13 protein-coding genes are annotated in these 15371 nt (G+C 63.5%); 1 reads left to right on the top strand and 12 read right to left on the bottom strand.

All coding sequences use genetic code 11. The annotated features are described in order from the left end of the window. Positions 1-25: 25 nt before the first annotated feature. The gene (locus MESAU_RS17400; RefSeq protein WP_015317354.1) at positions 26-916 is read left to right on the top strand and encodes an MBL fold metallo-hydrolase; all 891 of its coding nucleotides are present in this window, start codon (positions 26-28) and stop codon (positions 914-916) included. Here the strand turns inward: MESAU_RS17400 and MESAU_RS17395 are convergent. From MESAU_RS17395 to nuoF, 12 genes are all read right to left on the bottom strand, one after another. Then, positions 906-2576 carry a ribonuclease J gene (locus tag MESAU_RS17395; protein ID WP_015317353.1) on the bottom strand — a complete coding sequence of 557 codons (1671 nt, stop codon included), beginning with the start codon at positions 2574-2576 and terminating at the stop codon, positions 906-908. The two genes, MESAU_RS17400 and MESAU_RS17395, sit on opposite strands and share 11 nt — an antisense overlap. Positions 2577-2667: 91 nt before the next feature. Continuing rightward, the gene (locus tag MESAU_RS17390) at positions 2668-3489 is read right to left on the bottom strand and encodes a biotin--[acetyl-CoA-carboxylase] ligase (protein WP_015317352.1); all 822 of its coding nucleotides are present in this window, start codon (positions 3487-3489) and stop codon (positions 2668-2670) included. A 4-nt stretch (positions 3490-3493) separates the two neighbouring features. Further along, entirely contained in the window at positions 3494-4930 is a 1437-nt protein-coding gene (gene nuoN, locus MESAU_RS17385; protein WP_015317351.1) for an NADH-quinone oxidoreductase subunit NuoN, read from the bottom strand. 19 nt (positions 4931-4949) lie between these two features. Continuing rightward, positions 4950-6455: an NADH-quinone oxidoreductase subunit M gene (locus MESAU_RS17380; protein WP_015317350.1), complete on the bottom strand. Its 1506-nt coding sequence runs from the start codon at positions 6453-6455 to the stop codon at positions 4950-4952. Beyond that, positions 6455-8428 (bottom strand): NADH-quinone oxidoreductase subunit L, encoded by a 1974-nt coding sequence (gene nuoL, locus MESAU_RS17375; protein WP_015317349.1) that lies wholly within the window; start codon positions 8426-8428, stop codon positions 6455-6457. The genes MESAU_RS17380 and nuoL overlap by 1 nt, the downstream gene beginning before the upstream one ends. Positions 8429-8438: 10 nt before the next feature. Further along, positions 8439-8747 carry an NADH-quinone oxidoreductase subunit NuoK gene (gene nuoK, locus MESAU_RS17370; RefSeq protein ID WP_015317348.1) on the bottom strand — a complete coding sequence of 103 codons (309 nt, stop codon included), beginning with the start codon at positions 8745-8747 and terminating at the stop codon, positions 8439-8441. A gap of 1 nt (position 8748) precedes the next feature. Further along, on the bottom strand, positions 8749-9369 hold the full coding sequence (locus MESAU_RS17365; RefSeq protein ID WP_015317347.1) for an NADH-quinone oxidoreductase subunit J: 621 nt from the start codon (positions 9367-9369) through the stop codon (positions 8749-8751). 236 nt (positions 9370-9605) lie between these two features. Further along, the gene (gene nuoI, locus MESAU_RS17360; protein WP_015317346.1) at positions 9606-10097 is read right to left on the bottom strand and encodes an NADH-quinone oxidoreductase subunit NuoI; all 492 of its coding nucleotides are present in this window, start codon (positions 10095-10097) and stop codon (positions 9606-9608) included. Further along, complete coding sequence (nuoH, locus tag MESAU_RS17355; RefSeq protein ID WP_015317345.1) at positions 10097-11140, bottom strand: NADH-quinone oxidoreductase subunit NuoH; 1044 nt, start codon at positions 11138-11140, stop codon at positions 10097-10099. Before nuoH ends, nuoI begins: the two co-directional genes overlap by 1 nt. 2 nt (positions 11141-11142) lie before the next feature. Next, positions 11143-13224: an NADH-quinone oxidoreductase subunit NuoG gene (nuoG, locus tag MESAU_RS17350; protein WP_015317344.1), complete on the bottom strand. Its 2082-nt coding sequence runs from the start codon at positions 13222-13224 to the stop codon at positions 11143-11145. A 73-nt stretch (positions 13225-13297) separates the two neighbouring features. Beyond that, entirely contained in the window at positions 13298-13993 is a 696-nt protein-coding gene (locus tag MESAU_RS17345; protein WP_015317343.1) for an NADH-quinone oxidoreductase subunit E, read from the bottom strand. 65 nt (positions 13994-14058) lie between these two features. Beyond that, on the bottom strand, positions 14059-15363 hold the full coding sequence (gene nuoF / locus MESAU_RS17340) for an NADH-quinone oxidoreductase subunit NuoF (RefSeq protein WP_015317342.1): 1305 nt from the start codon (positions 15361-15363) through the stop codon (positions 14059-14061). Positions 15364-15371: the final 8 nt, after the last annotated feature.

Below are 15371 nucleotides of genomic sequence, written 5' to 3'. Positions count from 1 at the left end.
CGGCAGCCACAAAGTACAAAGGCCAATGTCCGGAATCAGCCCTGCCCGCCCCCGCGTTTTCACCTTCGATCTCGGGTCGTTCAAAATTGCCGCTCTGCTCGATGCCGTCGATGTCAGAGACGGGCTTGCATCGGCCTTCGCGGCCGGACAGTCGCCGGCGGCCGTGCTCGAACTCGCGGTTTCGAACTTCATCGACCAGGATCGCTACGAGCATTGCTTCATCCCGACGCTGATCGATACCGGTTCCGAAAAAATCCTGTTCGACACCGGCTGCGGAGATGAAGACAGTTCACTCCTGGAGTGTTTGCAAGCCCTTGGGCTCGGCCCTGATGACATCGATGTGGTGGTCATCACCCACGGGCACCCGGACCACATTGGCGGGCTTGTCCGGAATGGCGCATCCGTTTTCAGCCGCGCACGCCTGGTATTCGGCGCAGCGGAATTCGCGTTCTGGACCGAAGGAAATGCGGTGCGTCCGGCCAGGTTGGCCAATCGTGATCTCTTCAGGCGCATTTGCACCGGCCTGGCCGACCGCGCGACGTTCATAGCGCCTGGAGACGAAGTGGTGCCGGGCATCACTGCCATCGACGCGGCCGGTCACTCCGCCGGGCTCTTGGCCTTCCTTGTCGAAAGCGACGGACAGCAATTGCTGATCTGGTCGGACGCTTTCCTGCATTATGTCGTGTCGATCCAGCGTCCGCAGTGGCATGCCGATTTCGACGACGACAAGGAAAAGGCGATCGAGACCCGCAAGCGGCTGCTCGGCATGGCTGCGGAGCAGCGCCTGCTCGTCGCCGGCCACCACATGCCGTTTCCGGGCCTGGGCTATGTCGAGCGGACAGACCATTCCTTTCGCTGGATTCCGGTCAGCTATCAGCTGAACATCCGAGCCCCCGACGCCTCCGTCACCGGGTGACGAAAACCGTCACCAGCGGTTTCTTGCCCCACGCTTCGTTGGCCGCGCCGCGCACCGCGCGCCGCACCGCCTCCTGCACCAGGTCGAGATCCTTGCGGCGCTGGCGGGGGATCGAATCGACCGCGCCGACGGCCGCATCGATCATCAGGTCCTCGAGCGTCTCGCCACGGGCATCGGTTTCGGCGACGCCAATGGCGACCAGATCGGGATCGCCAGCCAGCTCGTACTTGTCATCAAGCACGACATTGACCGCGACATGACCGGCAAAGGACAGTTTGCGCCTGTCGCGAATACCCATCGCCTGATCGGTGCCGATCAGATTGCCGTCCTTGTAGACGCGGCCGAACGGCACCTGGTCGATGATCGTGGCGGGACCTGGAGCGAGCCGCAGCATGTCGCCGTCGCGCACCTGCGCCACCTGGCCGATGCCGGAGGTGGACATCAGCGAGCCCTGCGCCACCAGATGCGCCGCCTCGCCATGCACGGGAACGCCGATTTGCGGACGCACCCATTCATACATCTTGCGCAGTTCGCTGCGGCGGGGGTGGCCGGAGACATGCACCAGAGCATCGCCGTCTTCGATGATCTTGATGCCGAGATCGATGAGGCGGTTCTTGATCTCGAGGATCGCCTTCTCGTTGCCGGGAATGGTGCGCGAGGAAAACACCACCGTGTCGCCCGCTGTCAGCGACACCGATTTCATCTCGTCGCGCGACAGCTTGGCAAGTGCCGCCAACGGCTCGCCCTGGCTGCCGGTGCAGATGATGACCAGGTTCTCGCGCGGGATGAAGCCGAAATCCTCCTCGGCGATGAACTCCGGCAGGCCGTCCATGTAGCCAAGCTCGCCGGCCACATCGATGACGCGCTTCAACGAGCGGCCGAGCACAAGGCACTGGCGGCCGGCATCGCGCGCTGCCCTGGCGATGGAAACGATGCGTCCGACATTGGAGGAGAAGGTGGTGACGGCGACGCGGCCCTTGGCCGCCTGGATGACGCCTTTCAGGCCCTCGCCCACGGCCACTTCCGAAGGCGACTCGCCTTCGCGCAGCGCATTGGTCGAATCGCAGATCAGCGCCAGCACGCCTTTGTCGCCATAGGCGCGGAACCGCGCCTCGTCGGTCTTGGGACCGATCGTCGGCTCCGGATCGATCTTCCAGTCGCCGGTGTGGATGACGGTGCCGGCCGGCGAGGTGATCGCCAGCGACATGGGTTCGGGAATGGAGTGTGCCACCGGAATGGCTTCGATCTCGAAGGGGCCCACCGTGAACTTTTCGCCCGCCCGGTAGATCGTCAGCGGGATCTTCGGCGCGCCCTGCTCGCCCTGACGCTTGGCTTCCAGCAGCCCGGCGCTGAACGGCGTCATCCAGACCGGCGCCTTCAGCTTCGGCCAGATGTCGAGCAGCGCGCCGTAGTGGTCCTCATGCGCGTGGGTGATGATGATGCCGCGCAGATTGGCGAGGTTCTCCTCGATGAAGCGCGTGTCGGGCAGGATCAGGTCGACGCCTGGATGCGCCGCGTCGGGAAAGGTGACGCCGACATCGATGATGATCCATTCGCGCGCGCTCGGCGGGCCGTAGCCGTAGAGGGCGAAGTTCATGCCGATCTCGCCGACGCCGCCGAGCGGCACGAAGACGAGTTCGGCGTTGTCCGCTTTCGCCATGATTTTTTCCTTCCTGACCCTCAGGCCAAGCCGTTAAAGCAATTCCAGCAAGTGCCTACCGGTTTTCCGTCCGGAATTGCTCAAAAACAAATTATATCCGCGCGGACGCCACCGCGCCGAAATGCACATCGCCGGCGGCGACCGTCAGAACAGACCCGTCATCGTCGCGGATCACGAAACGGCAGTCGTCGTCAATGGTCTCGAACACGCCACGCACCACATTACCGTCAATTCTGACAGCAACCTCGCCGCCAAGGCCCGCCGCGCGGGTCAGCCAACGCTTCCTGATGGCGGCAAGGCCACGTCCTTCGTCCCACAGGCGGGCATTCTCGCTCCAGGCATCCGACAGCGCCAGAAACAGCGTTTCGGCATCGCAAGCCGCGCCCAACGCATGAAGCGATGTCGCGGGATAAGGCAAATCCCGCGGGTGCGCCACCACATTGACGCCGATGCCCACCGCCACCGCGAAGCGGCCACCGTCAAGCATCGCCGACTCCAGCAGGATGCCGGCCAGCTTGGCGCCGGAGGCGAGCACATCGTTTGGCCATTTCAGCTCGAAACGGTTCTGTCCCTGGCTCGCTCCGTCGAGGCCTATCGCGATGCGGCCCTTCGGCACCACCGCGTCGAGCGCGTCGGCCAGCGCCAGCCCCGCGACGAAGCCGAGCGTCGCGGCAAGGCGCAATTCGCCGCCGGTGATGAGGAGCAGCGTCGCCGCCAGATTGCCTTCCGGCGTTGCCCAGGCACGGCCACGCCGGCCGCGTCCGCTTTCCTGCTTCTTGGAAACGACCCAGAGCTTGCCCGGATCGCCCGCCCGGGCATGGTCTAGCGCCAGCGCGTTGGTGGAGCCGACACTGTCATGCGCTTCGAGCCGGAACCCTTCCGACGCCGAGGTTGGAGCCAGCCGAAATGCCATCCCGTCAGAAAAATGTCTTGGCGGCGGCTTCGGCATAGGTCCCGATCGGCCCGCCGATCAGCACGTAGAACAGCACGAAGGCGCCACTGACGCCGAGCACGACACGCAACTCGCTGGCCATCGGCACAAAGCCGCCGACCGGCTCATCGAACCACATGATCTTGATGATGCGCAGGTAGTAGTAAGCGCCCACCACGGAAGCGAGCACGCCGATGATTGCCAGCGCATAAAGGTTGGCGTTGATGGCGGCGAGGAAGACGTACCACTTCCCCCAGAAGCCGGCGAGCGGCGGAATGCCGGCCAGCGAGAACATCAGGATGGTCAGGATCGTCGCCATGATGGGGTTGGTCGACGAGAGGCCGGCGAGATCGCTGATCTGCTCGACATTGCCTTCCTTGCGCCGCATGGCAAGGATGAAGGCGAAGGTGCCGAGCGTCATCACCAGGTAAATCAGCATGTAGATGGCGACGCCGCGCACGCCGGCCTGGCTGTTCGCGGCAAGGCCGACCAGCGCGTAGCCCATATGGCCGATCGAGGAATAGGCCATCAGCCGCTTGATGTTGGTCTGGCCGATCGCGGCGAAGGAGCCAAGCGCCATCGAGGCGATCGAGATGAAGACGATGATCTGCTGCCAGTCGGAGGCGATCGGCTTGAACGCACCCATGGTGACGCGCACGATCAGCGCCATCGCCGCCATTTTCGGCGCTGCCGCCAGGAAGGCCGTCACCGGTGTCGGTGCGCCCTCATAGACGTCTGGCGTCCACATGTGGAACGGCACCGCCGAGATCTTGAAGGCAAGCCCGGCCAGCACGAAGACGAGGCCGACGACAAGGCCAAGCTGGCGCTCGCCGCCGCCCAGTGCCGTGGCGATCTCCTGGAAGCCGGTGTTGCCGGTATAGCCGTAGACCAGGCTGATGCCGTAGAGCAGCATGCCCGAGGACAGCGCGCCGAGGACGAAATATTTCAGGCCGGCTTCTGTCGAACGCAAATTGTCGCGATTGATCGCCGCCAGCACATAGATCGCAAGCGACTGCAGTTCGAGGCCGAGATAGAGCCCGATCATGCCGTTGGCCGAGATCATCAGCATCATGCCGAGCGTGCAAAGCAGGATCAGCACCGGATATTCGAACTTGTCGAAACGCTCCGCCTTGGCAAAGCGCATCGACATGATGAGCGTCACCGCCGAGCCGATCAGCGCCAGCACCTTCATGAAGCGGGCGAAGGAATCCTGGATGAAGGCATTGCCATAGGCGCTGCCCTGCCCTGCGTGGAAGATCAGCCAGGCGCCTGCGATCACCAGCACGGCGACGGCAAGGCCGGTCACGGTATTGGCGGTGTTGGAACGCGAATAGGCCCCGACCATAAGCAGCGCGAGCGCGCCGATGGCAAGGATCAGCTCGGGCGTCGAGAGCGACAGGCTGGAGAGAAGGTCCGGCGTCATGGTTCGCAAAACCCCTGGGTCAGTTCGCCGCCGCGGTCTGCGCGGCGCCGATGGATGCGGTGACATTGGTGACGAGCGACTTGACCGACTGGGCCGTCGCGTCGAAGACGGGTGCGGGATAGACGCCGAAGAAGATGACCAGCACGACCAGCGGATAGATGATCGCCTTCTCGCGGGTCGACAGGTCGAGCAGCCCCTTCAGGCTGTCCTTGGTCAGCGCGCCGAAGATCACCCGGCGGTAGAGCCAAAGCGCATAGGCCGCCGACAGGATGACGCCGGTGGCGGCGAAGAACGCCACCCAGGTGTTGACCCGGAACACGCCAAGCATGGTCAGGAACTCGCCGACGAAACCTGACGTACCTGGCAGGCCGACATTGGCCATGGTGAAGATCAGGAACACGGTCGCGTATTTCGGCATGTTGTTGACGAGACCGCCATAGGCGGCAATCTCACGCGTGTGCATGCGGTCATAGATGACGCCGACGCACAGGAACAGCGCGCCCGACACCAGGCCGTGGCTGAGCATCTGGAAGATGGCGCCCTGCACGCCTTCCTGGTTCATGGCAAAGATGCCCATGGTGACGAAGCCCATATGGGCGACCGACGAATAGGCGATCAGCTTCTTCATGTCCTCCTGCATCAGCGCCACCAGCGAGGTGTAGATGATGGCGACGACCGACAGCGTGAACACCAGCGGTGCGAACATTTCGGAGGCCAGCGGGAACATCGGCAAGGAGAAGCGCAGGAAGCCGTATCCGCCCATTTTCAGCAGGATGCCGGCCAGGATGACCGAGCCCGCCGTCGGCGCCTCGACGTGCGCGTCGGGCAGCCAGGTGTGCACCGGCCACATCGGCATCTTCACCGCGAAGGAGGCGAAGAAGGCAAGCCACAGCCAGGTCTGCATGTTGGCCGGGAAGCTGTGCGTCAGAAGCGTCGGGATGTCGGTGGTGCCGGACTGGAAGAACATCGCCATGATGGCGAGCAGCATCAGCACCGAGCCGGCCAGCGTATAGAGGAAGAACTTGAACGAGGCGTAGACGCGCCGCTTGCCGCCCCATACGCCGATGATGATGAACATCGGGATCAGTCCGGCTTCGAAGAAGACGTAGAACAGCACGATGTCCAGCGCGCAGAACACGCCGATCATCAGCGTTTCCAGAAGCAGGAAGGCGATCATGTAGGCCTTGACGCGCTTTTCGATCGCTTCCCACGACGCCAGGATGCAAAGCGGCATCAGGAAGGTCGTCAGAATGACGAACAGCATGGAAATGCCGTCGACGCCCATATGGTAGGAAATGCCGGAATCGAGCCAGGCGACCTTTTCGACAAACTGGAATCCGGCCTGCGAATTGTCGAAGCCGGCCCAGATGAACAGCGACACCAGGAAGGTGAACGCCGTGGTGATGAACGCAATGGCGCGGATGTTGCGGCGCGCGTTTTCGCTGTCATCGTTGATGAACAGGATCAGCAGCACACCAACCAGCGGCAGGAAGGTGACCAGCGAGAGGATTGGCCAGGCGGTCATCAGAGCATCATCCAGGTGACGAGTGCGGCAACGCCGATCAGCATGGCGAAGGCGTAGTGGTAGAGGTAGCCGGTCTGCAGCTTGACGACGCGGTTGGTGACGTCGACGACGCGCGCCGAAATGCCGTCAGGCCCGAGCCCATCGATGATGGTCCCGTCACCGGTCTTCCACAGGAAGTGACCGAGACGCTTGGCAGGGCGAACGAACAGGAAGTCGTAAAGCTCGTCGAAATACCACTTGTTGAGCAGGAAGGCGTAAAGCCCGCGATGCTGGGCGGCCAGATTGACCGGCATCTCCGGCGAGCGGATGTAGAACTTCCAGGCCAGAGCGAAACCGATCAGCATGGCGATGAAGGGCGAGAGCTCCACCCACAGCGGCAATTCGTGGATCTCGTGCAGGATATGGTTGTCCGGCAGCGTGAACAGCGACGCCTTCCAGAATTCGGCATAGCCTTCGCCGATAAAGGAATTGTGGAAGATGACACCGGCAAACAGCGCCCCAGCCGCCAGGATGAACAGCGGCACCAGCATCACCGGCGGCGATTCATGGACGTGGTGCATCACCTCGTGGCTCGCCCGCGGCTTGCCATGGAAGGTCATGAAGATCAGCCGCCAGGAATAGAAGGAGGTGAAGCAGGCGGCGATGACCAGCAGGATGAAGGCCAGGCCGGCGACCGAATTGTGGCCTGCGAAGGAGGCCTCGATGATGGCGTCCTTGGAGAAGAAGCCGGCGGTGCCGATGACGGTCACCGGAATGCCGACGCCGGTCAGCGCCAGCGTGCCGATCACCATCATCCAGTAGGTGGTCGGGATCAGCGTCCTCAGGCCGCCCATCTTGCGCATGTCCTGCTCGTCGGAGACGGCGTGGATGACCGAGCCGGAACCAAGGAACAGCAGCGCCTTGAAGAAGGCGTGCGTGAACAAATGGAAGATCGCCGCGCCATAGGCGCCGACGCCGAGCGCCACGAACATGTAGCCGAGCTGCGAGCAGGTCGAATAGGCGATGACGCGCTTGATGTCGTTCTGGACCAGGCCGACAGTCGCCGCGAAGAAGGCGGTGAAGGCGCCGATGAAGGTGACCACCGTCAGCGCCGAGTGCGACAATTCGAACAGCGGCGAAAGCCGCGCCAGCATGAACACGCCGGCCGTCACCATGGTGGCGGCATGGATCAGCGCCGACACCGGGGTCGGGCCCTCCATGGCGTCCGGCAGCCAGGTGTGCAGCGGCACCTGCGCCGACTTGCCCATGGCACCCATGAACAGCAGCAGGCAGACGACGGTCATTGCCGCCTGCTTGTCGAGCGCATGGCCGAGGAAGGTGAGCACGGCGGCACCTTGCGGCGCGCCTTCGGCCGGGATGAACGTCGCCGCATTGGCAAAGATCGTGCCGAGATTGACCGAGCCGAACAGCACGAAGACGCCGAAAATGCCGAGCGCAAAACCGAAATCGCCGACGCGGTTGACGACGAAGGCCTTGATTGCCGCGGCATTGGCCGACGGCTTCTTGTACCAGAAGCCGATCAGCAGGTAGGACGCGAGGCCCACCCCTTCCCAGCCGAAGAACATCTGCACGAGGTTGTCAGCCGTCACCAGCATCAGCATGGCAAAGGTGAACAGCGACAGATAGGCGAAGAAGCGCGGCCGGTTCGGATCGTGATGCATGTAGCCGATCGAATAGATGTGAACCAGCGCCGACACGGTGTTGACCACCACCAGCATCACCACCGTCAAGGTGTCGATCCTGAGCGCCCAGGAGACGTCCAGCCCGCCGGACTGGATCCAGTGCAGCACCGGCACGGTGAACACCTCGCCATGGCCGAAGCCGACGGAAAAGAAGGCGACCCATGACAGCACGGCCGCGATCACCAGGAAGCCGGAGGTGATGTATTCGGATGCCTTGGCACCGAGCGCATTGCCGAACAGGCCGACGATCAGGAAGCCGAGCAGCGGAAGGAAGACGATCGCTTGATACATAGTCGCCCCGTCAACCCTTCATCATGTTCACGTCTTCGACCGCGATCGAGCCGCGGTTGCGGAAGAAGACGACGAGAATGGCAAGCCCGATAGCGGCTTCAGCCGCCGCGACGGTCAGCACGAACAGCGCGAACACCTGGCCGACCAGATCGCCGAGCGCCGCCGAAAAGGCGACGAAATTGATGTTGACCGCCAGCAGGATCAGCTCGATCGACATCAAGATGACGATGATGTTGCGGCGGTTGAGGAAGATGCCGAACACGCCGAGCGTGAACAGAACAGCCGATACGGTCAGATAATGTGCGATGCCGACGACCATCTCAGACTCCTTCGCCCGACTTGACCTTGCGGATTTCCATGCCGGTCGCCGCGGTGCGGCCGACCTGGGCTGCGATCGACTGCCGCTTGACCCCTTCCTTGTGGCGCAGCGTCAAGACGATGGCGCCGATCATGGCGACCAGCAGGATGAGGCCCGAAATCTGGAAGTAGTAGAGGTAGTCGGTATAGAGGATGTCGCCGAGCGCCGCCGTGTTCGATCGCGCGGCGAGATCCGGGATGGGCTTTGCGACTGTCGAGGCGAGCTTCGGCGCGAAGGTGTAGCCGCCCAGCACCACGATCAGCTCCGCCGCCAGGATCAGCCCGACCAGCGCGCCGATCGGCGCGTATTGCAGGGCGCCGCTCTTCAGTTCGGCGAAATCGACGTCGAGCATCATGACGACGAACAGGAACAGCACCAGGACCGCGCCGACATAGACGACGAGCAGGATCATCGCCAGGAACTCGGCGCCGGTCAGCATGAACAGGCCGGCGGCGTTGAAGAAGGTCAGGATCAGGAACAGCACCGAATGCACGGGGTTGCGCGACGAAATGACCATGAACGCCGACGCCACGGCGACAAAGGCGAAGAGGTAGAAGAAGGCCGCCTCTAGTCCACTCAGCATTGGGGATCCCCCGGGTTCCTGTCCAAACAGGACGCTCGTCCTGTTTGATGTTTGCGACCGCCTCCGGTCGGCAAGTTTCGTTGTGTCCTATCGCATGTTCCGATCGGGTTGAAATACCCGATCAAAAGAAACATGCGACACTTTTGTCTTCCGGAGGATGATCTTGTCCGAAAAGTCCGCAACTTTTCGGGATGATCCTCCGGACGAGGCCCCTCGCCCCGTCCATGCGTCAGATCTCAGCGATAGGGCGAGTCCAGTGAGATGTTGCGCGCCAGTTCGCGCTCCCACCGGTCGCCATTCGCCAGCAGCCGGTCCTTGTCGTAGTAGAGTTCCTCGCGCGTTTCCGTCGCGAATTCGAAATTCGGCCCCTCGACAATGGCGTCGACCGGGCAGGCTTCCTGGCAGAAGCCGCAATAGATGCACTTCACCATGTCGATATCGTAACGCACCGTGCGGCGCGTGCCGTCATTGCGGCGCGGGCCGGCCTCGATGGTGATCGCCTGCGCCGGGCAGATCGCCTCGCACAGTTTGCAGGCGATGCAGCGTTCCTCGCCGTTGGGATAGCGGCGCAACGCATGCTCGCCGCGAAAGCGCGGGCTGATCGGTCCCTTCTCGTGCGGATAGTTGATCGTCTCCTTCGGCGCGAAGAACTGGCGCATCGACAGGAAGAAGGCGCTGACGAAATCCTGCAGCAGCAGCGATTTCGCGGCCTGGGACAAAGCGGACATCACGCAAACCCCGTGATCTTGAGGAAGGCCGCGGTGGCGACGACCATGAACAGCGAGATCGGCAGGAACACTTTCCAGCCCAGCCGCATCAGCTGGTCGTAGCGGTAGCGCGGCACGAAGGCCTTCACCATCGAGATGCCGAAGAACACGAAACAGACCTTCAGCACGAACCAGATGACGCCGGGCACCCAGGTGAAGGGCGCGAAGTCGAAGGGAGGCAGCCAGCCGCCGAGGAACAGGATGGTGGCCAGCGCGCACATCAGCACGATCGCGACATACTCGCCGAGGAAGAACAAAAGGAACGGCGTCGACGAATATTCGACCATGTGGCCGGCGACCAGCTCCGATTCGGCTTCGACCAGATCGAAGGGCGGACGGTTCGTCTCCGCCAACGCCGAGATGAAGAAGATGACGAACATCGGGAACAGCGCCAGCCAGTTCCAGTCGAGGAACGTGTTGGGCAGGCCGAGCCGCGTACCAAGCCCACCCTGCTGCGACAGCACGATATCGCTGAGGTTGAGCGAGCCGGCGGTGAGCAGCACGGTGACGATGACGAAGCCGATCGAAACTTCGTATGACACCATCTGCGCCGCCGAACGCAACGCGCCGAGGAACGGATATTTCGAGTTGGACGCCCAGCCGCCCATGATCACGCCATAGACCTCGAGCGAGGAGATGGCGAAGACATAGAGGATGCCGACATTGACGTTGGCGATCGCCCAACCCTGGCTGACCGGTATGACCGCCCAGGCCGAGATCGCCAGCACGGCGGAGACAAGTGGCGCCAGCAGGAAGACGCCCTTGTTGGCGCCCGACGGGATGACCGGTTCCTTGAAGACGAATTTCAGCAGGTCGGCGAAGGCCTGCAGCGTGCCCCAGGGGCCGACGACATTCGGGCCACGGCGAAGCTGCACCGCCGCCCAGATCTTGCGGTCGGCATAAAGGATGTAGGCGACGAAGATCAGCAGCACCACGATCAGCACGACCGACTTCAAGAGGATCAGCAGCGCCGGCAGCACGTAGAAGGAGAAGAAGGTGTCCATGCTTATTCCGCCGCCTGCTTGAAGCCGCTCTTGGCCAGTGCCGAGCATTCCGCCATCACGGCCGATGCGCGCGCGATCGGGTTGGTCAGGTAGAAATCCTTGACCGGCGAGGTGAAGGTTCCCTTGTTCAACCGCCCGCCGAGCTTCGCCACGCCGGCGATATCCTCGGCATTGCCGGCCGCGACCTGGTCGATGCGAGCCAGATGCGGGTATTCGCCATAGAGCTTTGCGCGCAGCTGCGGCAGCGAATCGAACGGCAGTTTCTTGCCCAGTACGTCGGACAGCGCCCGCAAGATCGCCCAATCCTCGCGCGCGTCGCCCGGCGCGAAGCCAGCGCGGTTGGTCTGCTGCACGCGCCCTTCGGTGTTGACGTAGGTGCCGGACTTTTCGGTATAGGCAGCCGCCGGCAGGATGACATTGGCGCGATGCGCGCCGGCGTCGCCGTGCGTGCCGACATAGACGACGAAGGCGCCGCCGGTCTTGCTCATGTCGATCTCGTCGGCGCCGAGCAGGAACAGGACATCCGTCTCGCCCAGCATGCCGGCGACGTTCTTGCCGCCCTCGCCCGGCACGAAGCCGAGGTCCAGGCCGCCGACGCGCGCCGCTGCGGTGTGCAGCACGGCAAAGCCATTCCAGTCGGCGCGTGCGGCATTCACGGCGGCGGCGAGCCTGGCCGCTTGGCCGAGCACGGCCGCGCCATCGGCGCGCGCCAGAGCGCCCTGACCGACGATAATAAGGGGATGCGTCGCCTTCTTCAGCGTCTGGAAGAACTTGCCGTTGCCGTCCGCCAGATCCTTCAGCGAATCCGGCCCGGCGCCCAGCTGTTCGTAGTCATAGCGCGTGTCGCCGACATCGCCGATGACACCGACCGGCAGATTGCCGAGGCGCCAGCGCTTGCGGATGCGGGCGTTGAGCACCGAGGCCTCGAAGCGCGGATTGGCCCCGATGATCAGCACCGCGTCGGCCTGCTCGATGCCTTCGATGGTCGGGTTGAAGATATAGCTGGCGCGTCCGAGTGCCGGATCGAGCGTCGCGCCATCCTGGCGGCAGTCGGTGTTCTTCGAACCGAGCGAGGCCATCAGGAGCTTCAGCGCGTAGATTTCCTCAACCGCCGCGAGATCGCCCGCGATGGCGCCGATCTTGTCGGGGGCCGCCGCCGAAACCGCGCCCTTGATCGCCGCGAACGCTTCGGCCCAGCTCGCCGGAACCAGCCTGCCGTCCTTGCGCACATAGGGGCGGTCGAGGCGCTGCGTGCGCAGGCCGTCCCAGATGAAGCGGGTCTTGTCGGAAATCCATTCCTCGTTCACGGCTTCGTTGACGCGCGGCAGGATGCGCATCACTTCGCGTCCACGGCTGTCGACGCGGATCGCCGAGCCGACGGCATCCATCACGTCGATGGATTCGGTCTTGGTCAGCTCCCACGGCCGGGCCTGGAAGGCGAAGGGCTTGGAGGTCAGCGCGCCGACCGGGCAGAGATCGATCACGTTGCCCTGCAACTCCGAGGTCATTGCCTGTTCGAGATAGGTGGTGATCTCGGCATCCTCGCCGCGGCCGATCAGGCCGAGTTCGGAAATGCCGGCAACTTCGGTGGTGAAGCGGACGCAGCGCGTGCAGTGGATGCAGCGGTTCATCACTGTCTTGACCAGCGGGCCGATATACTTGTCTTCCACCGCGCGCTTGTTCTCGTGGTAGCGCGAGGAATCGACGCCGAAGGCCATCGCCTGGTCCTGCAGGTCGCACTCGCCGCCCTGATCGCAGATCGGGCAGTCCAGCGGATGGTTGATCAGCAGGAATTCCATCACGCCTTCCCGGGCCTTCTTGACCATCGGCGTGTTGGTGAAGATTTCCGGCGGCTCGCCGTTCGGGCCGGGGCGCAGGTCGCGCACGCCCATGGCGCAGGAGGCCTGCGGCTTGGGCGGTCCGCCCTTCACCTCGATCAGGCACATGCGGCAATTGCCGGCGATCGACAGCCGCTCATGGAAGCAGAAGCGCGGCACTTCCGCGCCCGCGTCCTCGGCCGCCTGCAGCAGCGTGTAATGGTCGGGTACAGTGATTTCTTTCCCGTCGACCTTGAGCTTTGCCATTCGCCTCAAACCCCTGCGGATTTCCCGCAATCTCATTTTCCGGGCGCGACAGACGCAGCGCCCGAGATTTCATTCACTTCTTCGCGGCCAGCGCCGCCGCCTGGGCAGTCCAGTCGTCACGGCCGATGCGGCCCTTGAACGACAGATAATCGTCGACCCAGGCAATCTCTTGCGGCGACCATGCGGCGATCTGGGCAAACGTCCAGATACCGAGGCCGTTCAGCACTCTTTCCAGCTTCGGGCCGATGCCCGATATCGCCTTGAGGTCGGACGGCCTCGTCGGCTTCTCCATGGCCTTGGGCTGCCTGAAATCTTCCGGCAGCAGCACATCCGCTGCCTCGCTTGTTGCCGGAGCGGCATTGGCGGCCGGCGCGGTGGTGGCGGCTTCCCTGGCTGCGATATCGGTGACTTCCTGGGCGAAGGACTGCGCCTCGGCAATCATCGTCTTCGCGGTCGCCCGCGCCCTGATGGACGACGAGTTCGCATCCTCGAATTGCTCGACGCGTGCCTCGAAATCCTCGATCAGCGGCTGCATGAGGCGGTGTGATGCCTCGGCGGCCCCCGAAAGCGCGCCCATCCAGACGCCGAACGCATGATTGGCGAGCCCCATGCCAAGCGCCGACATCGCCGCCGCACCCGCGACAGGGTGCGCGAAAAGGTTGACGGCGCTGGCCATCTCCTTCGGCATCATCCTGGTCAGGTCCTGGTTCATCTTCTCGATCTGGTCCAAATTGGGCATCAATGGGTAGGGTGTCGAATACGGCGCCATAGAGTTCTCCTGGTCGTTTCTTCGTTCGCCCCGCCCCGTTTCTTCCCGCGTTCAAAAGTTTCTTGTTATTCCGCCGCCACCATCACCGGTTCGGCCCGGTGCGCGTTGCGCGAAAACTCGTCGATGCGCCGCTCCACCTCGCCGCGGAAATGCCGCATCAGGCCCTGGATCGGCCATGCCGCCGCATCGCCCAGCGCGCAGATCGTGTGGCCTTCGACCTGCTTGGTGACGTCGAGCAGCATGTCGATCTCGCGCTTCTGAGCCTCGCCGCGCACCAGCCGCTCCATCACCCGCCACATCCAGCCGGTGCCCTCGCGGCACGGCGTGCACTGGCCGCAGCTTTCATGCTTGTAGAAGTAGGAAAGCCGCGCGATCGCCTTCACGACATCGGTCGACTTGTCCATGACGATGACGGCGGCCGTGCCGAGGCCGGACTTGAGATCGCGCAGCGCGTCGAAATCCATCGGCGTATCGATGATCTGCTCCGCCGGCACCAGTGGCACCGAGGCGCCGCCCGGAATGACGGCGAGCAGATTGTCCCAGCCGCCGCGGATGCCGCCGCAATGGGTCTCGATAAGCTCGCGGAACGGGATCGACATCGCCTCTTCGACGGTGCACGGATTGTTGACGTGGCCGGAAACGCAGAACAGCTTGGTGCCGACATTGTTGGGCCGGCCGAAGGACGAGAACCAGGCAGCCCCCCGGCGCAGGATGGTCGGCGCCACCGCGATCGATTCGACATTGTTGACAGTGGTCGGGCAGCCATAGAGGCCGACATTGGCCGGGAATGGCGGTTTCAGCCGGGGCTGGCCCTTCTTGCCTTCGAGGCTTTCCAGCAGCGCCGTTTCCTCGCCGCAGATATAAGCGCCGGCGCCGTGATGCATGTAGATTTCAAAATCGTAGCCCGACGTGTTGTTCTTGCCGATCAGCTTGGCCTCGTAGGCCTCCTCGATCGCCCGCTGCAGCGCCTCGCGCTCGCGGATGAACTCGCCGCGCACATAGATGTAGGCGGCAATCGCGCCCATGGCGAAGCCGGCCAGGAACGCGCCCTCGACCAGCGTGTGCGGATCGTTGCGCAGGATGTCGCGGTCCTTGCAGGTGCCGGGCTCGGATTCGTCGGCGTTGATGACGAGATAGCTCGGCCGGCCGTCGCTCTGCTTGGGCATGAACGACCATTTCAGCCCGGTCGGGAAGCCGGCGCCGCCGCGTCCGCGCAGTCCCGACGCCTTCATCTCGTTGACGATCCACTCACGCCCCTTGGCGACGATGCCGGGCGTGTTGTCCCAGGCGCCGCGCGCCATGGCGCCGGCCAGCGACTTGTCGAAGAGGCCGTATATGTTGGTAAAGATGCGGTCTTTGTCCTGAAGCATTTTTCGTC

Origin of the sequence: Mesorhizobium australicum WSM2073 (assembly GCF_000230995.2) — a bacterium.
Classification (GTDB): domain Bacteria; phylum Pseudomonadota; class Alphaproteobacteria; order Rhizobiales; family Rhizobiaceae; genus Mesorhizobium; species Mesorhizobium australicum.
Note: the sequence above shows the minus strand (reverse complement) of the source record. Positions and strands in the feature narration are given on the sequence as shown.